Annotated in this window: 17 protein-coding genes; 5 read left to right on the top strand and 12 right to left on the bottom strand. The window is 63.4% G+C overall.

The genetic code is table 11. The features are described 5' to 3' along the window. Window positions 1–113: 113 nt before the first annotated feature. On the bottom strand, window positions 114–590 hold the full coding sequence (locus FOY51_RS08055) for a LysM peptidoglycan-binding domain-containing protein (RefSeq protein ID WP_149429699.1): 477 nt from the start codon (window positions 588–590) through the stop codon (window positions 114–116). Between the two features lie 271 nt (window positions 591–861). Here FOY51_RS08055 and lexA point away from each other — a divergent pair, with 271 nt between their 5' ends. Beyond that, window positions 862–1,551 (top strand): transcriptional repressor LexA, encoded by a 690-nt coding sequence (gene lexA / locus FOY51_RS08050; RefSeq protein WP_149429698.1) that lies wholly within the window; start codon window positions 862–864, stop codon window positions 1,549–1,551. A gap of 89 nt (window positions 1,552–1,640) precedes the next feature. Here lexA and FOY51_RS08045 read toward each other — a convergent pair whose 3' ends face one another. From FOY51_RS08045 to FOY51_RS08015, 7 genes are all read right to left on the bottom strand, one after another. Beyond that, window positions 1,641–2,786 carry an acyl-CoA dehydrogenase family protein gene (locus tag FOY51_RS08045; RefSeq protein ID WP_149429697.1) on the bottom strand — a complete coding sequence of 382 codons (1,146 nt, stop codon included), beginning with the start codon at window positions 2,784–2,786 and terminating at the stop codon, window positions 1,641–1,643. A gap of 72 nt (window positions 2,787–2,858) precedes the next feature. Further along, window positions 2,859–4,163, bottom strand: coding sequence for a uracil-xanthine permease family protein (locus tag FOY51_RS08040; RefSeq protein WP_371830422.1), 1,305 nt, complete (start codon window positions 4,161–4,163; stop codon window positions 2,859–2,861). Between the two features lie 57 nt (window positions 4,164–4,220). Then, window positions 4,221–5,702 carry a GTPase HflX gene (hflX, locus tag FOY51_RS08035; RefSeq protein WP_187776240.1) on the bottom strand — a complete coding sequence of 494 codons (1,482 nt, stop codon included), beginning with the start codon at window positions 5,700–5,702 and terminating at the stop codon, window positions 4,221–4,223. Window positions 5,703–5,745: 43 nt separating this feature from the next. Beyond that, window positions 5,746–6,615 carry a diaminopimelate epimerase gene (dapF, locus tag FOY51_RS08030; RefSeq protein ID WP_149429696.1) on the bottom strand — a complete coding sequence of 290 codons (870 nt, stop codon included), beginning with the start codon at window positions 6,613–6,615 and terminating at the stop codon, window positions 5,746–5,748. 22 nt (window positions 6,616–6,637) lie between these two features. Then, complete coding sequence (locus FOY51_RS08025) at window positions 6,638–7,453, bottom strand: TrmH family RNA methyltransferase (protein ID WP_149429695.1); 816 nt, start codon at window positions 7,451–7,453, stop codon at window positions 6,638–6,640. After that, window positions 7,450–8,361: a tRNA (adenosine(37)-N6)-dimethylallyltransferase MiaA gene (gene miaA, locus FOY51_RS08020; RefSeq protein ID WP_149429694.1), complete on the bottom strand. Its 912-nt coding sequence runs from the start codon at window positions 8,359–8,361 to the stop codon at window positions 7,450–7,452. The genes FOY51_RS08025 and miaA overlap by 4 nt, the downstream gene beginning before the upstream one ends. Beyond that, window positions 8,349–9,071, bottom strand: a complete 723-nt coding sequence (locus FOY51_RS08015) for a class III extradiol dioxygenase subunit B-like domain-containing protein (RefSeq protein WP_149429693.1) — start codon at window positions 9,069–9,071, stop codon at window positions 8,349–8,351. The genes miaA and FOY51_RS08015 overlap by 13 nt, the downstream gene beginning before the upstream one ends. A gap of 152 nt (window positions 9,072–9,223) precedes the next feature. On the opposite strand from FOY51_RS08015, the gene FOY51_RS08010 reads away from it, so the two are divergent. Continuing rightward, window positions 9,224–10,609, top strand: coding sequence for a DUF349 domain-containing protein (locus FOY51_RS08010; protein ID WP_149429692.1), 1,386 nt, complete (start codon window positions 9,224–9,226; stop codon window positions 10,607–10,609). 3 nt (window positions 10,610–10,612) lie between these two features. Here FOY51_RS08010 and FOY51_RS08005 read toward each other — a convergent pair whose 3' ends face one another. The 3 genes from FOY51_RS08005 to FOY51_RS07995 all read right to left on the bottom strand — a co-directional run bounded on the left by FOY51_RS08005 (window position 10,613) and on the right by FOY51_RS07995 (window position 13,167). Continuing rightward, a complete protein-coding gene (locus FOY51_RS08005; RefSeq protein ID WP_149429691.1) occupies window positions 10,613–11,188 on the bottom strand; it encodes an Rv2732c family membrane protein in 576 nt (191 codons plus the stop codon). Next, window positions 11,185–12,696, bottom strand: a complete 1,512-nt coding sequence (gene miaB, locus FOY51_RS08000; protein WP_149429690.1) for a tRNA (N6-isopentenyl adenosine(37)-C2)-methylthiotransferase MiaB — start codon at window positions 12,694–12,696, stop codon at window positions 11,185–11,187. Before miaB ends, FOY51_RS08005 begins: the two co-directional genes overlap by 4 nt. 234 nt (window positions 12,697–12,930) lie before the next feature. Then, on the bottom strand, window positions 12,931–13,167 hold the full coding sequence (locus tag FOY51_RS07995; protein WP_149429689.1) for a DUF2188 domain-containing protein: 237 nt from the start codon (window positions 13,165–13,167) through the stop codon (window positions 12,931–12,933). Window positions 13,168–13,557: 390 nt separating this feature from the next. Here FOY51_RS07995 and FOY51_RS07990 point away from each other — a divergent pair, with 390 nt between their 5' ends. Continuing rightward, window positions 13,558–14,280: a hypothetical protein gene (locus FOY51_RS07990; protein ID WP_149429688.1), complete on the top strand. Its 723-nt coding sequence runs from the start codon at window positions 13,558–13,560 to the stop codon at window positions 14,278–14,280. A gap of 97 nt (window positions 14,281–14,377) precedes the next feature. On the opposite strand, the gene FOY51_RS07985 is transcribed toward FOY51_RS07990, so the two are convergent. After that, entirely contained in the window at window positions 14,378–15,040 is a 663-nt protein-coding gene (locus FOY51_RS07985) for a site-specific integrase (protein WP_149429687.1), read from the bottom strand. Window positions 15,041–15,402: 362 nt separating this feature from the next. Between FOY51_RS07985 and FOY51_RS07980 the strand changes: the two genes are divergently transcribed. Then, on the top strand, window positions 15,403–16,131 hold the full coding sequence (locus FOY51_RS07980; RefSeq protein WP_149430027.1) for an amino acid ABC transporter ATP-binding protein: 729 nt from the start codon (window positions 15,403–15,405) through the stop codon (window positions 16,129–16,131). Window positions 16,132–16,171: 40 nt separating this feature from the next. Continuing rightward, window positions 16,172–17,005, top strand: a complete 834-nt coding sequence (locus tag FOY51_RS07975; RefSeq protein WP_149429686.1) for a glutamate ABC transporter substrate-binding protein — start codon at window positions 16,172–16,174, stop codon at window positions 17,003–17,005. The last annotated feature ends 61 nt before the right edge of the window (window positions 17,006–17,066 follow it).

The following is a 17,066-nucleotide window of genomic DNA, read 5'->3' as shown; positions in this document are numbered from 1 at the left end:
CCAACAGGATCCGACGATACCCGTCGAGGCCTCCTGCCGGGCGCTTCACCGACGTCGAGCGCGACGAAGCCGTAGCCGACTTCCTCGAACGACCGCAACACGGAGACGATCCGTCAGTTCGCGGCGGGCGCGATCAGTGTCTGCCCTGGATGCACCGCCGCATCCGCCAAGTTGTTGAGCTGACGAATCTGCTCTACCACTGCCCCGACCGAAGAATCGGGAGCAACGCGGGCAGCAACGTCGGAGAGGCTCTCACCGCCGTGTACCTGAACCACCGTGGTGGGGCCCGAGAAGGAGGTGGGCGCAGGGGCTCGCAGGTGCGCCAAACCGAGCATCCCCATCACGACCACCGCTGTGAGGAGAGCGGCGCACAGGATGATCGCCCCACTCGGCCCATGAGAGGTGCGCCGACGCGGCAGCGGATGAACGCCTGCGGGGGCGCCGACGCGCGCCGGTCCGAAGTCGACACGTCCGCTGTGTGGACGGGCGGTGTTGCCTGCCGGGCGCCGCACCTGGGTGCGACGTGCCGGGGTGCGGCGTGCCGGGTCGGCTACGGGAGCGGGCGCGAAATCGTTGACTGCGATGCTCATGGCATTTCCTCCAGCTAGCTTTCGGTCGGTAGCTTCGTTCGATCACTCGTTCGATGAACGCTTGTTCGATTTCTACCAGACGCCACCGACAAAGTCTCGATTTGTCGCGACACGGATCGAACAGATGTTTGAAACACTGTTCGAATGGGGCTACATTCGAATTCGAACACCTGCAGCGACGCTCGACAGTTGCCCGCAGGTACTCGACAGTCGGTCAGCCAATCGCTGTCACCGTGGTTAACGAACACCGAAAGGTATGGAGGGGTCACCGATGAAAGACGATGGCGCGCAAGGAGGCCCGGACATCACGGCCGGCCTGACGGATCGGCAGCGACGGGTGCTCGAAGTCATTCGCGCGTCGGTCGGCGAGCGTGGATACCCGCCCAGCATTCGCGAGATCGGTGACGCCGTCGGCCTGACCTCGACCTCCTCGGTGGCGCATCAGCTTCGAACACTCGAGAAGAAGGGCTTCTTGCGCCGCGACCCCAACAGGCCGCGAGCAGTGGACGTTCGCGGCATAGACGACGCGATGCCGAGCCCGGTGTTCGGCGAGGAATCGCACGGCAACGACGGTCCCGAGCTCCCCACCCCCACGTTCGTTCCGGTCCTGGGACGAATCGCGGCGGGCGGTCCGATCCTGGCCGAGCAGGCCGTCGAAGACGTGTTCCCACTCCCCCGCGAACTGGTCGGCGAGGGGTCCCTGTTCCTGCTCAAGGTCGTCGGAGAATCGATGGTCGACGCCGCCATCTGCGACGGCGACTGGGTGGTGGTGCGCCAACAGAACGTGGCGGAGAACGGCGACATCGTTGCGGCCATGATCGACGGCGATGCGACCGTGAAGACGTTCAAGAAGACCGGCAAAGAGGTGTGGCTGCTGCCGCACAACCCGCTGTTCGAGCCCATCCCCGGCAACAATGCGGTGATTCTCGGCAAGGTCGTCACGGTGATCCGCAAGGTCTGAAGATCGGCTCCGGACGCCGCGGGAACAGTGGCCCGCGGCGTCCAGAGCATCGCGATCAGATCAGCGGCTCGATCAGGTCCGCAGCTCGGTCAGGTCAGGTTCAAACCCCGGCCGATGATTTCCTTCATGATCTCGGTGGTGCCGCCGTAGATCGTCTGGACGCGAGAGTCCATGTACGCCTTGGCAATCGGATATTCCTTCATGTAGCCGTAGCCACCGTGCAGCTGCAGGCACCGATCGATCAGGCGCACCTGCGCTTCGGTCGAGAACCATTTGGCCATGGCGGCCTCCTGCACACTGAGCTTCTCCGCGTTGAGCTGCTCGATGAACTTGTCGACCATGATTCGCACGACGGTGGTCTCGGTGGCAAGTTCGGCCAAGACGAAGCGGGTGTTCTGCTGGGCACCGATCGGCTTGCCGAAGGCCTTGCGATCGCGTACGTACTGGCAGGTCATGTCCAAGCAGGATTCCATCGCGGCCGCCGCGACGACTGCGATGGACAGACGCTCCTGCGGCAGGTTCTGCATGAGGTAGATGAAGCCCATCCCCTCTTCGCCCAGCAGGTTTGCCGCCGGGACGCGCACATCGGCGAAGCTCAGCTCGGCAGTGTCCTGTGCTTTCATGCCGATCTTGTCGAGGTTGCGGCCACGCTCGAAGCCGGGCATGTCGCGCTCGACGACCAGCAGGCTGAAGCCCTGTGCACCCTTGTCCGGGTCGGTCTGCGCAACCACGATCACCAGGTCGGCGTTGATGCCGTTGGTGATGAACGTCTTGGAGCCGTTGAGCACCCAGTCGTCGCCGTCTCGGACCGCTTTGGTCTTGATGCCCTGCAGGTCACTGCCGGTGCCGGGCTCCGTCATCGCGATCGCGGTGATCAGCTCACCCGAGGCGAATCCGGGCAGCCAGCGCTGCTTCTGCTCGTCGTTGGAGAGATTCAGCAGATACGGTGCGATCACGTCGTTGTGCAGGGTGAATCCGATGCCCGAGTATCCGCCGCGGGTGGTTTCCTCGCCGATGATCGCGTTGTAGCGGAAATCCTTGACCCCGCCGCCGCCGAACTCTTCGGGGACCGCCATTCCGAGGAAACCTTGCTTCCCGGCTTCCAGCCACACACCGCGGTCGACGATGTTGTCTTCTTCCCACTTCGCGTGGTTGGGCGCCACGTGCTGTTCGAGGAATTTCCGGTACGACTCTCGGAACAAGTCGTGTTCAGGCTCGAATAGGGTCCGGTCCACGTAACTCTCCTGGCTGTCGGCGGTGTCGCTGTAACTGTGAACTTACGTTACGCCAACATAAGTAAACCAGGGTTATCGGTCGCTCGCCGAACGCCACCGGGCCAACGCTCGGGCGATCGGATATCCGACGAGGATTCCGACGGACCCCCAGGCGATGCCACCCAGCTCCACGCTGCCGATATGCAGAGTCAGATCGCCGATGCCCGCCACCAGCGCCGCGGCAACCACCGTGAGATTGACCGGATCGGCGAAATCGACATTCGCATCCATCCAGATGCGCACCCCGAGAAGTCCGATCAAGCCGTAGAGCACCAGCGTTGCGCCGCCGATGACACCGTCGGGGATGGTGAAGACCAGTGCGCCGAATTTCGGCGAGAACGACAGCACGATCGCGGTGATCGCAGCGACCCAGTACGCAGCTGTCGAATAGACACGCGTGGCAGCCATGACACCGATGTTCTCGGCGTAGGTGGTGGTTCCCGACCCACCCCCTGCACCCGCGAGTGTCGTTGCCAACCCGTCGGCGATCAATGCGTTGCCTGCCATATCGTCGAGTTGCCTGCCGGTCATCGCGGCGACGGCCTTCACATGACCGACGTTCTCCGCGACCAGCACGACGACGACGGGCAGCGCCAGCAGGATCACGGAGAGGTCGAAGCTGGGACCGCGCAATTCCGGCAGCCCAACCCATGCGGCATCCCGCAACGCATAGACGCGCTCGGTCGCCAATCCTCCAGTCGCGGCCGCGAATACCCAACCGGTGACCGCGCCCACCAAGATCGCGAGCCGCGACAGCAGTCCTCTGCCGACGACCGTCACGAGCAGGATCACCAGCAACGTGATCGCGGCGACGAGCGGCTGCTTCTCGAACGATCCGACGGCGGCCGGCGCCAGATTGAGCCCGATCAGTGCAACCACGGCCCCGGTGACGACCGGTGGCATCACCGCATCGAGGACCCGAGACCCGATGACGCGCACCACGATTCCCACCAGGGTCAGCACCACACCCACCGCCAGCACACCGCCGAGTTGGGCTGCAGGGCCATCGGATGCGGACGCGGCCAACGGCGCGATGAAAGCGAAAGACGATCCCAGATAGCTCGGGATCCGACCGCGCGTGATCAGCAGGAAGAGCACCGTACCCACACCGGAAAACAGCAACGTGGTGGTGACCGGGAACCCGGTGATCGTCGGAACCAGCAGTGTCGCACCGAACATCGCGATCACGTGCTGCATCCCGATCCCGATGGTGCGCGGCCAGCTGAGCCGCTCGTCGGGGGCGACGACGGCACCGGCACCGATTGTTTTGCCGTCGCCGTGCACGGTCCAGCGTGGCAGCCGGGACGTGGGTACCGATTTGTCGCGTATCGAGGTCACACGCCGAATAGTAAGGCTCCGCCGCATCGGTCGCGCGGCACCGTGCTCGTCCGGTGATCAGCCGCCGTGCGCGTACCCGTGCAGCGCGGACGCAAGCGCCTGCGGCACACGGGCCCGAACCTTGGTTCCCTCTTCTTCGTGCGAGCTGCCGAGAATCTTTCCGTCCGAATGGATTCGAGCGACAAGATCGCCGCGGTCGTACGGCAACAGCACACTGACCTCGATATCGAGTCTGCCGAGGATCTCCCCGAGCCGCGCGCGGAGCACGTCGATGCCCTCACCGGTGTGCGCGGAGACGAAGAGCGCGCCCGGCAGCAGACCGCGCAGCTGGGTCAGGGTGAGGGCGTCTGCCGCATCGATCTTGTTGACCACCAACAACTCTTGCGGTGCCGGCGTGTCGGTTTCACGAAGGACGTCGGTCACGACCTCGCGGACCGCCTTGATCTGCTCCTCCGGCAGTGGATCGGCACCGTCGACCACGTGCAGCAGGAGATCGGCGCCGGTGACTTCTTCCAGCGTGGACCGGAACGCCTCGACCAACTGGGTCGGCAGGTGGCGCACGAATCCGACGGTGTCGGTGAGCACGTACTCGCGCCCGTCCTCTAGCTGGGCACGTCGCGTGGTGGGATCCAACGTGGCGAACAGCGCGTCCTGCACCAGCACACCCGCGTCGGTCAACGAGTTGAGCAAGCTCGACTTACCCGCGTTGGTGTAGCCGACGATCGCCACCGACGGCACCCGATTGTCCACGCGCCGAGCTCGTTTGGTGTCGCGCGCCTTCTTCATGTCCTTGATCTCACGACGCAACTTGGCCATGCGTTCGCGGATGCGACGGCGATCGGTCTCGATCTTCGTTTCACCCGGACCGCGCAGCCCGACGCCACCGTTGCTGCCTGCGCGGCCACCGGCCTGGCGCGACATCGATTCACCCCAACCGCGCAGCCGCGGCAGCATGTATTCCATCTGCGCCAACGCGACCTGGGCTTTACCCTCGCGTGAGGTGGCGTGTTGAGCGAAGATGTCGAGGATCAAGGCGGTGCGGTCGATGACCTTGACCTTCACCACCTTCTCCAGCGCGGTCAATTGGCCGGGCGTCAGCTCGCCGTCGCAGATCACGGTGTCCGCACCGTTCGCGACGATCACCTCGCGCAGCTCGTTGGCCTTGCCGGACCCGATGTAGGTTGCGGCGTCCGGCTTGTCACGGCGCTGCACCAACGCGTCCAGTACCTCGGACCCGGCAGTCTCGGCGAGCGCCGCCAGCTCACTCATGCTGCCTTCGGCTTGCGCGGCGGTTCCGTCGGTCCACACTCCGATCAGCACCACACGTTCGAGCCGCAACTGGCGATACTCGACCTCGGTGACGTCGGTGAGCTCCGTGGACAGACCCGCGACGCGTCGCAATGCACTGCGATCGTCGAGCTGCATCTCACCGACGGATGGATCGGCGCTGCTCCAGCGGCTATGAGTCGGCTCGGCGGACTCAGCGACGTCCTCGTACACGTCGTCGGTGGGTAGTTCGGGCATCTGTGATTTCGTCATACGCTGTTCATGATCCCACGAAACGCCAGGTGGTCGCATTCGGTTATCCGAGCGAGCCCCACCACGTGTCGTCGATCGTGCCTTCGGCGACCAGCACAGAGGGGCCACGCAAGGCGGCGACACCATCGTCGATGCGCACCTCCACCTCGCCGCCCGGAATTCGCACGACCACCACGCCGTCGCTGTGCCCGTCGCTGCGAAGCGCCGCAGCTGCGGCCGCAACAGTGCCGGTTCCGCACGAGCGGGTCTCGCCCACACCGCGCTCGTGCACCCGCATGTCGACCCCGCCGTCTCGCAGCGGCGTCACGATCTCCACGTTCACGCCGTGCGGGAAGAAGCCAGGGTCGAATCCTGGTGCGGCGGTCAGGTCCAGCGCGGCGAGGCCGTCGGCGTCCAGGTTGGCATCGACGCAGGCCAGATGCGGATTTCCGACATCGATACCGATGCCGTCGAAAACGCGTCCGCCGAGAGTCGCGGTGGAGGAACCCATGTCGCGCACCGGTCCCATGCCGACCGTCACGTCACCGGAGTGCCGGTCGAAGCTGTGCACGGTAGTAGGCCGAGCACCCGCGCGACTACCGACGACGAAGGCGTCGCGCTCTTCGAGGCCGTGCGCGCGCAGATAGTGAGCGAACACTCGAACACCGTTGCCGCACATCTCGGCGATCGACCCGTCCGCATTTCGATAGTCCATGAACCAGTCGTCGGAGCCGATTCCGTCGGGCAGCGAGTCGAGCACGCCCGCGGTCTGGAGAGCGCCGGCCTTCGCTATCCGGAGAACACCGTCGGCGCCGAGGCCACGCCTGCGATCGCACAGCGCGGCCACCCGCTCCGGTCGTAGATCGATCGCGACGTCGAGGTCCGGCAGGAGCACGAAGTCGTTCTCGGTGCCGTGTCCCTTGCCGAATTCCATACCGCCACTCTAGCGACAGCGCCTATCCGCGCTGACGGGCTATTTCGTAGAGGCAGACGGCACCCGCGGATGGCGCACCAAGGGAACTGGCCGCTCCCCCGATCGGAATCTGCACCACGACGTCGCAGGCCTCTCGCCACGCGACGCTCATGCCGCGGGTTTCGTTGCCGACGACCAGGACGGTGCCGCCGGTGAAGTCGTGGTCGAAGATCGCCGCGGTGCCGTCCTCGTCCGTTCCGACGATCGTCAGGTCGGTGCTCGGCCGTCGAGCCTGATCCCGAAACGCCACCATCTCGCCGACATCGGCGATGCGGAATACCGGGATGGCGAACACCGATCCGGTCGACGCTCGCACCGACTGCGGATCGAACTGATCGGCCCCGTGCCCGGCAACCACAACGGCCTCGGCGCCGAACGCATTCGCGGACCGGATCAGCGTGCCCAGGTTGCCCGGCGACGCGGGCCTGTCGAAGACGACGATCACCGGCGCCGTCCCGACAGGACGCCACGCGCGCAGTTCCGGCGTCCGCGCTTTGGCAACCGCGATCACCTCGGGTACGACGTCCGATTTCTCACCGAGCTCCGCGATCAACTCGGGACTCAGCGCGATCTGCTCCGCGCGCGACCGGTCGAGCAGATCGCGCGCCCATGTCGACAGCGCGCCGCCGCCGTCGCGGTAGAGCATCGCCTCGATAGGCCAATCATGTTCGGTCGCCAGCGTGATCGGGCGAACGCCTTGAATCAGGAAGCGTCCCGCCTTGGTTCGTTTGCTGCGGTTGGTCAGGTACGACTGCCACTGCTGAAAGGCGGCGTTGCGGCTGGTGACTTTCTTGTTCATACGGACTCCAGAAATTCCAGGGTGGCGGGGACCAGATCGGGATCGGCACCGTCGACCCAGTGCACGCGGGCATCGCGTCGAAACCACGAGCGCTGTCTGCGCACGTAGCGCCGGGTGCCGATCAGCGTGCGTTCCTGCGCATGCGCCAAGTCGTACTCGCCGTCGATGACGGCGAGCACCTGCGCGTAGCCGATCGCACGGCATGCGGTGACGCCGTCGCGCAGCCCGCGCCCGATCAGCCCGTCGACTTCTTCGACCAACCCGGCCTCGAACATGTGCTCGGTGCGCGCTTCGATTCGTCGATCGAGTTCGTCGGTATCGCGATCGACTCCGATGATCACCGTCCCCCATCGCGGCGCACCGATGGTCGGTGCCGAAGCGGCGAACGGCTGACCGGTCAGCTCCACCACTTCCAGAGCGCGCACCATTCGGCGGCCGTCGGTGGGCAGAATCGACGCAGCGGCCTCGGGGTCCGCCCCTGTCAGCGCGCGATGCACAGCGGCCAGCCCTTGCTCTGTCAGCACCGCCTCCCACTTCCCCCGGACATCGGGATCCGTTGCGGGAAAATTCCATTCGTCGAGCAATGACTGGATGTACATCATCGAACCGCCCACGATCACCGGAACCGCACCCCGGCGGACGATGTCCTCGACATCGGCGATCGCGTCGCGTTGATAGTTCGCAACGGTGGCCGTCTCGGTGACATCCAGCACGTCGAGCCGATGATGCGCAATGCCACGTCGCTCGTCGTGCGGCAATTTCGCCGTGCCGATGTCCATTCCGCGGTACTGCTGCATCGCGTCGATGTTGACGACCTCGCCGCCGAGTCGTTCGGCGAGCGCGAGTCCGAGCTCCGATTTGCCCGTCGCAGTCGGGCCGATGATCGCGACCGGTCTCACGGCATCCACAATCCGACGTGGTAGCCGACGCCGAACGGTGCCGACGAGTACAGGGTTGTGGCGTCCGGCTTGTCGTCGACGCTGTCGAACACCGAGGCGAGCACCTGCCAGGCCGCCCGACCGAAGGCGCCGAATTCCTCGCACACCACGGGATCCAGCTGGGCGATCGCGGCACAGTCACCCGCTGCCAGCGCCTCGTCGAGTTCGTTCTGGAATTCCGGCGATCGTGGATCGAACGAGCCCGGCGCCTTCGGCGTCAACGTGTTCGCGCCGTCGGCGATCACCAGCAGTCCATGTGGCTGCGGATCGGCATCGAGGTCACGCCGCAGCCTGGCACCGGCGTCGGCACACGCCATCGGCGACGAGTCTCTGGCGAATATCCGCACATCGACGACTGCATGGGGTGCCACTCGACCGCGCAGCCAACCGGCGACGAGGGCGGCCAGCGGTAGTTCGAGATCGGGTGTCGAGGCCGGATCGGGCGACAAGCTCACCGGTACGTCGACACCGAAGCCTGCGAACGATCCCACCGCGTCCGACGAGATCGTCTGCTCCGTTGCACCGGTGCCGAGCACGGTCCATACCGATGCACTGTCGGCCAGCCGGGTCACCACGGCCAGCGCTGCGTCACGCAACTCAGCAGTCGCCGTGGCGTCCGCTCCGTTCAGTTCGGGAACAAGAACGGGTGGTGACGGAACCAGCGCGGCGGCAGTGAACACGTCGACAACGGTAGTGGCGCGCCGATCGGAGACTCGGAGCGCCCACGCCGGTGATTCTCGCCTGATTCAATGGTGGGTGGCCCGATTACCGGGTTCAATGGACAAGCACCACGTATTCAGGCAGCCGTGACGCGCGGCAGGGAAGAGGAACCATGACCGAGAGCACCGGGCCAGAGTCCACACCGGACACCGAGGTTGCGCCCACACCGGCGACACCCAAACCCGGTGCACCGAAGCCGGGCGGCCCTCGACCCGGCGCTCCCAAGCCGCATCCTGTGCACCCCGGCGAGGCACACGCACCGTCGGTTCCGGTGCTGGCGGCCAGCGATCCCAGCAAGTTCGGACGCGTCGACGACGACGGTACGGCGTGGGTCACGACCCCCGACGGCGAACATCAGGTCGGGTCCTGGCAAGCAGGCGATGCAGCGGAAGGGCTCGCACATTTCGGTCGGCGATTCGACGATCTCGCTACCGAGGTCGCACTGCTGGAGGCCAGGCTTGCGTCCGGCTCCGGCGATGCCAGGAAGACCAAGACCGCGGCGATCGCGCTGTCCGAATCGCTGCCCACCGCAGCGGTGATCGGTGACATCGCCGCGTTGAACAGCCGGTTGCGGGCGATCATCGAGCACTCCGACGAGGCCGCCGCGCACGCGAAGGAAGAAAAGGACAAGGTTCGGCACGCGCACACCGAGCGCAAGGAGCAGTTGGCCGCCGAAGCCGAGCAGCTCAGCACCGAATCCACACAGTGGAAGGTCGCAGGCGATCGGCTGCGCGAAATCCTCGACGAGTGGAAGACCATCCGTGGCGTAGACCGCAAGGTCGACGACGCCTTGTGGAAGCGCTACTCGAAAGCGCGCGAGGCGTTCAATCGTCGTCGCGGAGCTCACTTCGCAGAGCTCGATCGCGACCGCGCATCGGCGAAGACGCGCAAGGAGGAACTGGTCACTCAGGCTGAGGCCCTGTCGAGCTCGACCGAGTGGGGATCGACGGCGGCATCGTTCCGCGACCTTCTCACCGAGTGGAAAGCAGCAGGGCGAGCACCGCGCGAAGCCGACGACGCTCTCTGGAAGCGGTTCAAGGGCGCTCAAGACGTGTTCTTCGCCGCCCGCAACGCCGCCGCAAGCGAACGCGACTCCGAGTTCGAAGAGAACGCGGTCGCGAAGGAAGCTCTCCTGACCAAGGCCGACCACATCGATCCCGCGTCCGACATCGACGGCGCTCGTGCCGCACTCCGCGATCTGCAGGAGAAATGGGACGCGATCGGCAAGGTCCCGCGCGAACGCATGCAGGACCTAGAAGGTCGGATGCGCGCGATCGAGAAGCGGGTCCGCGACGCCGCCGACTCACAGTGGCGCCGCACCGATCCCGAGGCCGTTGCGCGCGCCGCCCAGTTCCGTGAGCGCGTCGCTCAATTCGAGGAACAGGCCGCGAAGGCAACCGCCGCAGGCAAGACACGCGATGCGGAGAAAGCGCTCGAGCAGGCCAAGCAGTGGCGTGAGTGGGCCGACGCAGCCGAAGGTGCCGTCAGCAACCTCTGACGGTCAGGCCTTGTCGCGCCAACTTGCGCGATGATCGTCTTCTGCCTTCGAGGCGATGCGGCGTTGCTCCTCGGCTTCGAGCTGCAACGCCGTCCTGCTCCACACCACGCGTAACCAGTGGAAGGTGAGAGCGGCGACGGCGATCCAGCCGATGACCAGGCCGATTCCGACGCCGCCGCCGTGGACGTTCACGCCGAGGGTCTGACGCGACCAGATCGACAGCATGCCGAAGACGGTGGCGACCGCGGATCCGCACACCGCGATCCAGGCAAGCACCCAGCGACGAGTGGTCAACGCGAGCATCGACACGACGACACCGAAGACCAGGGCGAACCAGGTGAACACCCGCGACGGCAAGGCGATCGACTCGCCGAGCGCGACGTCGTTGCCCATCAGGACGTCGTAGCCCTTTGCCCCGCCGGTGTGCGGCAACGCAAGGGACGCCAGCAAGATCACGACCAGCACCGCGACAACGACGGCTCGCACACCGGGGTCGATCTCGCCTGCCATCTTCTTCTCGACGGCGTCGACGTCGGCCCTGAACTGCTCGAACGGCTCGGCAGAATTGTTCTCGCTCATCGGCTGCACCCCATGACGGCGGGTTCGGGGGTCGGCGCGCCGACCTGTGGGAGACCGAGGCCGACGCCGATCGGCTGCGTCGTCGGCGTGATTCCCCTCTCGAAGGCGTCACCCGCGGCGGTCCGACGATGGCTGCGAATCTGCCGGTCGGCGATCAAGAAATGCGGCGCCGCGGCGGTGACATCGGTGGTGACCAGGTCACCGGGTCGGATCGATCCACTCGGACGGAAATGCACCAACCGACCGTCGCGGGCACGTCCACTCATCCGCTCGGTAGCGGCATTCTTTCTGCCACCACCGTCGGCTACCAACAGCTCCACCTCTGCTCCGATCAATTTCTGGTTCTCCTCGAGGGCGACCTGTTCCTGCAACTCGATCAGGCGCATGTAGCGTTCCTGCACAACAGCTTTCGGCACCTGATCCGGCATCTCGGCCGCGGGCGTTCCCGGACGCTTCGAATACTGAAACGTGTACGCGTTGGTGAAACGAGCGCGCCGAATCACGTCGAGCGTCTCCTGGAAGTCCTCTTCGGTCTCCCCCGGGAAGCCGACGATGATATCGGTGGTGATCGATGCGTGCGGCATGGCGGCCCGCACCTTGTCGATGATGCCGAGAAACCGATCCTTGCGGTACGAGCGACGCATCGCCCGCAGCACTCGATCCGATCCCGACTGCAGCGGCATGTGCAGCTGCGGGCACACGTTGGGCGTATTCGCCATCGCGTCGATCACGTCGTCGGTGAATTCCGCCGGGTGCGGCGAGGTGAAGCGCACCCGCTCTAGCCCGTCGATGTCTCCGCAGGCGCTCAGCAATTTCGCGAACGCGCCGCGATCGTTGTGTGCCGCGGGGTCGGCGAACGAGACGCCGTAGGCGTTGACGTTCTGTCCGAGCAACGTCACTTCCAGTACGCCCTGGCTCACCAGCGCCTGCACTTCGGCAAGCACGTCGCCGGGCCTGCGGTCCACCTCTTTGCCGCGCAGCGCGGGCACGATGCAGAACGTGCACGTGTTGTTGCAGCCCACCGAAATCGACACCCAGCCCGCGTATGCGGATTCCCGCTTGGCGGGAAGGGTCGACGGGAATGCCTCCAGCGACTCGAGAATTTCCACCTCGGCTTCGTGGTTGTGACGAGCGCGTTCGAGCAGCGTCGGCAGCGACCCGATGTTATGGGTGCCGAACACCACGTCCACCCACGGCGCCTTCTTCACGACGACGTCGCGGTCCTTCTGTGCAAGACAACCGCCGACGGCGATCTGCATGTCGGGGTTGTCGTCCTTGGCCGGTCGAAGCTGACCCAGGTTGCCGTAGAGCTTGTTGTCGGCGTTCTCGCGCACGGCGCAGGTGTTGAAGACGACCAGATCGGCTGCAGAACCCGCTGTCGCCTTGACGTAGCCGGCGTCTTCGAGGAGGCCCGCGAGGCGCTCGGAATCGTGCACGTTCATCTGGCAGCCGTACGTGCGCACCTCGTAGCTGCGCTCCTGCGGTCGTGCAGTTTCATCGGACTTCATTGACACAACTAAGGGTAACTCACAGAAATTCAACTACGTTCGCCCTGATCAGAGGTTCAAATGCCGACAGAACGACCAAATCCCCAGGCCAAGTATCGACCTGGGGATTTGCCCTAGAACGGACTGCCTACCGACCAGGCTTCCGCGTGATCGTGATCTTCTTGATGGGACCGGGCACCGTAATGGTCTTACGCTGCCCCGGCTTGATGGCGACCCGCTTGGTAGCCATCGGCCTCAGCCCTTCGGCGGAAACGGGTCGTTACCGGGAGCGATGGTGTCAGAATCCCGGATCTGGCCGTTGGGACGATGAATCACCACTTCCCCACCTCCGGTGTTGTGAACGATCTCCCGCGCACGGTTGATCGCTTCGCTCTGGGTGTCCGTATGCCCACTGGACCTGCCAGAGTCAGGCTTCCGAATATCCCAGCCACCATTAGGACTCGGCACAACGTGCCGTTCATTGCGATTCATGACCTGAGCCTTTCCAACCGATAACGAAAGTTGGAGGACCGCGATTCTCGCTTCTTTTGCGAAGATCGTCGGCAAGGCGCTAGGTTCGACTGAGAACCCCGCCAAGAGTTCAGCCGTCCAGCTCCGTACCAGGTCCACCACCGGACTTGAGCCGGGGCTATCGGTCTTTCAACCCTACATCTTGTGGCCGACAGAAAATGCAAACACGACATGTTGCGAGTCACATCGATGAAATTCCCAGGTCGCGAAGCGTCATAAGACAAAATTGACGGCGTGCCTCGGCGTGTCGTGGGTCACATTTCAACGTCAGATCCGCCGCCTCAGGCGTCGCCGATATCCCGGAACGTGTCGAAGCCGACGGACCGATACCGACCCGGCTAACTTGTGTTCATGCCAAGTACTGTGCCAATCGGATATTTCATCGCAGTAGCGATCATCTCGGGCGTCACGGCCTTGATCGGTGCAACTTCTATTGGCTTCTCAATCTGGTCCACGTACTACAACAACAGTCGACTAGATAAACGCGAGAGCACCAACAATGAGAAGGCTGACATTCGCGAACGCGAACAGTGGCGGAGGCAGGAAATTCTCAAATTGGTGACAAGAACAACCAATCAACTCGACTACGTTCGACTAACTGCTCACTACATGACGTATCCAAATACTTCTGAGGAGAACCGCAAGACGGCCATGCAGAACATGCATCAAGCTATTCAGCGACTATTCTCAAATCACTACAAGTACTCAACATTGACAACAGCGGGACTTCAACAGGCTTACGGCGACGCTGTGAGATTGACCTACAACATCAACAAGAAATGCTACTCCCTTGTATCTGGCTATGACCCGGAAAAGGTGGGGGCGGTAAGTAGCCAAATCGGCGAATTTACAGAAGCGATCTTCAAAGTTGGCTTGCTCGCCAGTCGAGAGCTTGAAATGGCAAACGCACAGTACGATTCGCTTGAAAAGAAAATGTCTGCGCTGCATTCGTCACTGTCCAAGTATCGAGGTGACGACGTTGATTCTGCCGAACCACCCTCAAAATTTAACGAGTCACCGTCAACGCTCGACGCAGACGATAGTCCAATTGATACTCAAGTGAATCAAAACTAGACTTGCTCATAACAGAACCCGCCTAGCGCTACGAAACACTGACGGGCTCTGCGAAAGGAGACAATAAGTGAGTATTTATTGCTAGAGATCTATTATATCAATGTGCGACTTCGTTTGCATCGAGCGTTGCATAGTACTCTAAATACGCAACATGGCACACAAGGTTGCCTAGCTGATCGATCTGAGCTTTGACTCCTGACACATTGAATATCACTACGCCACCGTCTACCGCATAATACTGGTCCCGCCCGTTCGGGACTGCCCGGATCACTATCGATGCCTCTGTGCACTTGACCGGACCAACGCGTCTGACTCGATCCGAATCCCTACCGGTCTCTCTAGGCGATGCGTACAGCTCGACAATCTGGCGATCTACCAACGGCCGATCACCGTTCACCGCTTTGGCAGTCACGGCACAGGCTTCACCGATTCGCAGACCCGCGTACATCATCAGCAACCCTCGAACCTCGTGCGGTGAAGTCATCAGCGCTAGCCGAAGTGTGGACTCGTCGGGAAGCACATAGACACGCTTCGGTGCCTTCGGGATCTTGATCGGATGACCTAGCACCGACCGGATGGCAATTACTGCTCTGCGCGTAGACGGGTTGTCCAGCTCGAACAGCCGGGACTCTAGATCTTTTCTGCCGAGTGAGTCATCTGTGACGCCTAGACCAAGTAGCAGTCTTCTGGAGCTGAAGATCGTGCCCTGTCTGAGGTTCTTTTCGCGACCAACTTGTTCGCACAGCGTACGAATATCCACGTTTCTCCCTGATTTGGAAGAAACTACACGCTCTGACCAGCCAGTTCAGCGCTCGGAATCGTGCACGTTCATCTGGCAGCCGTACGTGCGCACCTCGTAGCTGCGCCCGCCAGCGGTGCCGGCGGCCGCCGTCGTCGCTGGTACTCGGTCGATCGTATCCACGTGTTCAGGGTAGGCCACCGGATGTGTGCCGCTTCCCCAGCAAGCGACCTGCCCGAATCGTCACGCCGACGTCGCCCACGTTAATTTCTTGTCGCGCGGCGGACGATATCGCCCGAAAAGTCCGGCAATCGGGCAAATCGCGCATAAGGTCATCGACTATGACGCTAGGCGAGGGCGAGATCGGTTCCGGCACCAAATCGATGATCTCGATGCAGTCGGTGGAGAAGCATTTCGGTGAGCTGCACGTGTTGCAGAACATAAATATCGAAGTGCCGGTCGGGCAGGTGGTGATCGTCCTCGGACCGTCCGGTTCGGGTAAGTCGACACTGTGCCGAACTATCAACCGCTTGGAGCCGATCGACTCTGGAGCCATCGCCGTCGACGGCAAGGTGCTGCCGTCGGAGGGCAAAGCGTTGGCCGGGCTCCGCGCGGATGTCGGAATGGTCTTCCAATCGTTCAATCTCTTCGCGCACAAGACAATTCTGCAGAACGTGATGCTCGCACCCACCAAAGTGCGTAAGCAGAGCAAGACCGAAGCCAAGGACAACGCGCTGCGGCTCCTCGAACGTGTCGGCATCGCCAATCAGGCCGACAAATATCCGGCACAGCTGTCGGGCGGTCAACAGCAGCGCGTCGCGATCGCGCGGGCGCTGGCCATGAATCCGAAGGTCATGCTGTTCGACGAGCCCACCTCGGCGCTCGACCCGGAGATGGTCAACGAGGTGCTCGACGTGATGACCTCGTTGGCCCACGAGGGCATGACCATGCTCGTCGTCACACACGAGATGGGCTTCGCGCGCCGCGCAGGCAACCGGGTGATCTTCATGGCCGACGGCGAGATCGTCGAAGACACCGATCCGGAGAGCTTTTTCACACACCCGACGTCTGATCGGGCCAAAGACTTCCTCGGGAAAATTCTCAGTCACTAAGCCGTAGTCGAAATATGTTCACCACACTGGAGGAGCTCGGATGAGGATCAATCGCTCGATACGTTTCGGTATCGGCGTCATGGCGTTGGCGATCGTGGCCGCGGGCTGCGGTGGCGGCGAAGAGAAGAACGCGTCGGACAGCGCCGCCAGCGGCAAGCTGACCGTCGGTATCAAGTACGACCAGCCCGGCATCGGACAGCGCAACCCGGACAACACCTACTCCGGCTTCGACGTCGAGGTCGCCAAGTACGTCGCAGGCAAGCTGGGCGTCAAGCCCGACGGCATCACATTCAAGGAATCGCCCTCGGCGCAGCGCGAGACGCTGATCCAGAACGGTGAGGTCGACTTCATCGTTGCCAGCTACTCCATCACGGACGCCCGCAAGCAGAAGGTCGACTTCGCCGGACCGTATTTCATTGCCGGGCAGTCGCTGCTGGTCAAGGCCGACAACACCGACATCACCGGCCCTGAATCGCTCAACGGCGGGAAGCGACTGTGCTCCGTCAGCGGGTCGACACCCGCGCAGAACGTCAAGGACAAGTACGCCAAGGACGTTCAGCTGCAGGAATTCGACACCTACTCGGCGTGCGTCGAGGCGCTGCGTAACGGTGCCGTTGACGCCGTCACCACCGACGACATCATTCTGGCCGGCTACGCCGCACAATTCCCGGGTCAGCTGAAGGTGGTCGGTAAGCCGTTCACCACCGAGAAGTACGGCATCGGATTGGCCAAGGGCGACACCGCAACTCGCGGCAAGATCAACGACGCCATCGACGAGATGATCAAGGACGGCTCCTGGCAGAAGGCGTTCGAAGCCACGGTCGGACCCTCGGGCTACCCGCTGCCCGCACCGCCGACCGTCGATCGGTACTGAGTTCTCACCATCACCGATCTCCGGTGAGCGCGCTGCCTACTCGGCGGCGCGCTCACCGGAT

It is taken from the genome of Antrihabitans cavernicola (assembly GCF_008297975.1).
GTDB classification, from domain to species: Bacteria; Actinomycetota; Actinomycetes; order Mycobacteriales; family Mycobacteriaceae; genus Antrihabitans; species Antrihabitans cavernicola.
Note: the sequence above shows the minus strand (reverse complement) of the source record. Positions and strands in the feature narration are given on the sequence as shown.

Excerpts from the sequence above, each read along its gene's own strand:
- FOY51_RS07980 (WP_149430027.1), top strand. The coding sequence starts at position 15,403 with ATGATCTCGATGCAGTCGGTGGAGAAGCATTTCGGTGAGCTGCACGTG.
- FOY51_RS07995 (WP_149429689.1), bottom strand. The coding sequence starts at position 13,167 with ATGAATCGCAATGAACGGCACGTTGTGCCGAGTCCTAATGGTGGCTGG.
- dapF (WP_149429696.1), bottom strand. The coding sequence starts at position 6,615 with ATGGAATTCGGCAAGGGACACGGCACCGAGAACGACTTCGTGCTCCTG.
- FOY51_RS07975 (WP_149429686.1), top strand. The coding sequence starts at position 16,172 with ATGAGGATCAATCGCTCGATACGTTTCGGTATCGGCGTCATGGCGTTG.
- hflX (WP_187776240.1), bottom strand. The coding sequence starts at position 5,702 with ATGACGAAATCACAGATGCCCGAACTACCCACCGACGACGTGTACGAG.
- FOY51_RS08055 (WP_149429699.1), bottom strand. The coding sequence starts at position 590 with ATGAGCATCGCAGTCAACGATTTCGCGCCCGCTCCCGTAGCCGACCCG.
- miaB (WP_149429690.1), bottom strand. The coding sequence starts at position 12,696 with ATGAAGTCCGATGAAACTGCACGACCGCAGGAGCGCAGCTACGAGGTG.
- FOY51_RS08010 (WP_149429692.1), top strand. The coding sequence starts at position 9,224 with ATGACCGAGAGCACCGGGCCAGAGTCCACACCGGACACCGAGGTTGCG.
- FOY51_RS07990 (WP_149429688.1), top strand. The coding sequence starts at position 13,558 with ATGCCAAGTACTGTGCCAATCGGATATTTCATCGCAGTAGCGATCATC.
- FOY51_RS08025 (WP_149429695.1), bottom strand. The coding sequence starts at position 7,453 with ATGAACAAGAAAGTCACCAGCCGCAACGCCGCCTTTCAGCAGTGGCAG.
- lexA (WP_149429698.1), top strand. The coding sequence starts at position 862 with ATGAAAGACGATGGCGCGCAAGGAGGCCCGGACATCACGGCCGGCCTG.
- FOY51_RS08005 (WP_149429691.1), bottom strand. The coding sequence starts at position 11,188 with ATGAGCGAGAACAATTCTGCCGAGCCGTTCGAGCAGTTCAGGGCCGAC.